This window comes from Streptomyces sp. NPDC006134, from assembly GCF_040628835.1.
Taxonomy (GTDB): domain Bacteria; phylum Actinomycetota; class Actinomycetes; order Streptomycetales; family Streptomycetaceae; genus Streptomyces.
This window is the reverse complement of the sequence record NZ_JBEXTV010000136.1, coordinates 1-3,836: the sequence shown is the minus strand read 5'-3', so window position 1 is coordinate 3,836 and position 3,836 is coordinate 1. Positions and strand designations below refer to the sequence as shown.

Below are 3,836 nucleotides of genomic sequence, written 5' to 3'. Positions count from 1 at the left end.
CGTGTGTCGCGGGGGCGCTGTCGCTGGAGGACGCGGCGCGGGTGGTGGCGCTGCGGGCCCGGGCCCTGGCCGCGATCGCCGGCGACGGCGCCATGACCTCCGTCCCGCTGCCCGAGGACCGGGTACGGGAACTGATCGCCGCGTGGCCGGGGCGCGTGAGTGTCGCCGCGGTCAACTCCCCGGCGTCGGTCGTGGTCGCCGGTGACCCCGACGCGCTGACCGCGTTCGAGGAGCGCTGCGCCGCCGACGGCGTCCGGGCCCGGCGCATCCCCGTCGACTACGCCTCCCACTCGCCCCACGTGGAGCGGGTCCGCGAGCGCGTCCTCACCGATCTGGCGGGCGTCGCCCCGCGGCCGTCGCGGACGCCCCTGTACTCCACGCTGCGCGGCGAACGCTGCGACACCACAGCCATGGACGCCGCGTACTGGTACGACAACCTCCGCTCCCGGGTCCGCTTCGACGAGGCGATCGGCGCCGCCCTCGCGGACGGCTACGACACCTTCGTCGAGGTGAGCCCGCACCCCGTGCTCACGACCGGCGTCCAGGAGACCGCCGAGCGGTCCGGGAACGAGGTGCTGGTCCTGGGCAGCCTGCACCGGGAGGAGGGCGCACGGCACTTCGTCCGCGAACTCGCCCGCGCCCACACCGGCGGCGTGCCCGTCGACTGGCGGGCCGTCTTCCCGGCCCGCCCGCCCGCGCACCTGCCGACGTACCCCTTCGAGCGCCGGCGGTACTGGCTGGCGCCCGAGGTTCCCGACCGGGTGGGCGACTGGCGCTACCGCATCGAGTGGCGGCCCGTGTCCCCGGCCGCGGGCCCGCTCACCGGGACGTACCTGGTGGTCGGTTCCGGCACCGGCCCGCGGCAGGACGCCGTGGTCCGTGCCGTCGAGGAGGCCGGCGGCACCGTGCTGCGGCTCACGGCGGACGCCGTGGCGGCCGGACGGGACGGGCTCGCGAAGGAGCTGCGGGAGCTGTCCCCGGACGTCACCGCGGTGATCTCCCTCCTGGCCCCGGAGGCGGAAACGGACGGCCCGGACGACGACCTGGGGGCCGTCACCGCCGGCCTCGCCCTCCACCAGGCGCTCGGCGACGCGGGTGTCGGCGCGCCCCTGTGGCTGGTGACGTGCGGGGCCGTGGCGGTGGAACCGGACGCCACCGCCGACCCGGCGCAGGCCATGGTCTGGGGCCTCGGACGGGTGATGGGCCTGGAGGCCCCCGAGCGCTGGGGCGGCCTGCTCGACCTGCCCGAGCAGCTCACCGAGCCCGTACTGCGGCAGTTCACCGCCTGCCTCGAAGGCGCCGGGGACGAGGACCAGCTCGCGCTGCGCGAGACCGGCTGCCACGCCCGACGGCTCGTCAGGGCTCCGCTCCGGCCCGGCCGGGCCCCCTGGCGGCCGGCCGGCACGGCGCTGGTCACGGGCGGTACCGGCGCCCTCGGCGGCCATGTCGCCCGCTTTCTCGCCCGCGCCGGGGCGGACCATCTGGTGCTGGTCGGCAGGTCGGGCGGAGGGACGCCGCGGGCCGCGGAGCTGGCGGCGGAACTGACCGCCCTGGGCGCCCGGGTGACCTTCGCGGCCTGTGACGTCACCGACCGCGGCCGGCTGACGGAACTGGTCACCGGACTGCGGCGGCAGGGGGAGCGGATCGGCACGGTGATGCACCTGGCCGGCGTCCCCGACGGACGGGCCGTGGCCGACCTCGGCCCGGACGACCTGGAGCGGGTGACCCGGGTGAAGACGGCCGGCGCCCGGCTGCTGGACGAACTCTGCCCCGACGCGGAGACGTTCGCGCTCTTCTCCTCCAACGCCGGGGTCTGGGGCAGCGGCCTGCTCGGCGCCTACGCCGCGGGCAACGCCTACCTCGACGCACTGGCGCACCGGCGCCGGGCCCGGGGGAGGGCCGCGACCAGCGTCGCCTGGGGGGCCTGGGCGGACGGCGGCATGGCCGACGCCGATCTGCCCGGCCTGATCCGGCGGGGGCTGCGCCCGATGGCACCCGAGCGGGCGGTGCGGGCCCTGGAACAGGCCCTGGAGCAGCGGGACGTCTGCGTCTCGATCGCCGACGTCGACTGGAACCGGTTCGCCGTCGGCTTCACCGCCGCCCGGCCGCGCCCGCTCATCGAGGACCTGCCCGACGCGGTCCGGCAGGCACTCGCCGCGGCCGCGCCGGGCGGGCCCGGACACGGCCCCGCCTGGCCGGCCCGGCTGTCCGGCCTGCCGGCGGACGAGGCCGAGGCGACGCTGCGCACCTGGATCCGCGCGCAGGTGGCGGCCGTGCTCGGGCATCCGGACCCGGAGGTGGTGGGAGAGCACCAGCCCTTCACCGAGCTGGGTTTCGACTCCCTGACGGCGGTGGGGCTGCGCAACGAGCTGCAGCAGGCCACCGGTCTGTCCCTGCCCACCACCCTGGTGTTCGACCACCCCTCCGTCACCGACCTCGCGGCCCACCTGCGGCCCCTGCTCACGTCCCCGGCACCGCACGCCCCGGCCGCGCCCGACGGCGGCATGCTGCGCACCCTCTACGAGCGGTCCGTACGGGAGGGGCGCTTCGACTCCTACCTGGAACTGCTCGGGGAACTGTCCGGCCACCGGGACCACTTCGAGGGCCCCGAGGACCTGACCGCCCCGGTCGGCCTCGTGGAACTGGCCTCCGGCCCGGGGGAGGTCCGGGTGATCTGCTGTGCGGGTACGGCGCCGGTGGCGGGGCCGCACGAGTTCCTCCGGCTGGCCGCCGCCCTCAAGGGCCGGATGCCGGTGTCCGTGCTGCCCCAGCCGGGCTACGAGCCGGGCGAGCGGCTTCCCGCGTCGATGGCGGCGGTCCTCGGTGTCCAGGCGGACGCCGTCGGCAAGTCCGCGGACGGGCCGTTCGTGCTCGTCGGCCACTCCGCGGGCGCCATGATGGCGTACGCCCTGGGGGCCGAACTCGCCGACCGCGGCCGCCCGCCGCTCGGCATCGTCCTGATCGACGTCTATCCGCCCGGACGGCAGCAGGCGGTGCAGGGCTGGCTCACGGAGCTGACCGACACGATGTTCGGCCGTGAGGGGGTGCGGGTGGACGACACCCGGCTCACCGCCCTGGGCGCGTACCACCGGTTCACCCGGGCGTGGCGGCCCCGGGACCTCGCCGTTCCGACGCTGCTGGTCAGGGCCTCCGAGCCGCTGGGGCAGTGGCCGGAGGGCGAGTCCTGGCAGTCCACCTGGCCGTTCCCGCACGACCGCGTGGACGTGCCGGGCAACCACTTCTCGATGGTGCAGGAGCACGCCGGAGCCGTCGCCGACCGCATCCACACATGGACAGGGAACCTGGCATGAGAACCACAGACCGAAGCCGGCTCGGCAGCCGGCTGCAGATGGCCCGCGGCTGGTACTGGGCCTTCGGCGTGAACGGCGACCCGTACGCGATGCTCCTGTGCGGGCAGGACGACGAACCGGGCCGCTGGTACGAGCGGATCCGCTCGGCCGGTCCCGCGCTCTTCCGCAGCCGCTCCGGTGCCTGGGTCGTGACCCGGTACGACGCCGCGGCCCGGGTGCTGCGGGACCCGGGATTCACCCGGGCCGCGGGGGCGGCGGCCGCGGACTGGGCCCAGCCGTTCCTGGACGTGCGCACGGCCACCGGCCCGCACCTCCCCGCCGTGGGCGAACTGGCCGAGGAGTACCGCCGGCTGCTGCCGTCGGCGGGCACGCGCTTCGACCTGATGCGGGACTTCGCGCGCGAGGTCCCGGTCCGCGGCGCGACCGCGCGCCTCGGTCCAGGTCCTGGCGCCGCTCCACGGGCACGTCCGCGAGGACGAACAGCACCCACAGGGCGGCCACCACGCCCGCGTAGACGAGGACGAC

Annotated in this window: 1 protein-coding gene and 1 pseudogene; both read left to right on the top strand. The window is 76.5% G+C overall.

The window, feature by feature from the left end:
• The coding region (locus ABZ340_RS36450; RefSeq protein ID WP_358786190.1) for a type I polyketide synthase at window positions 1-3,311 on the top strand (3,311 nt) is incomplete at its 5' end.
• Window positions 3,308-3,836 (top strand): annotated as a pseudogene (locus tag ABZ340_RS36445) (hypothetical protein); the annotation flags it as partial. The gene ABZ340_RS36450 and the pseudogene ABZ340_RS36445, both read left to right, overlap by 4 nt.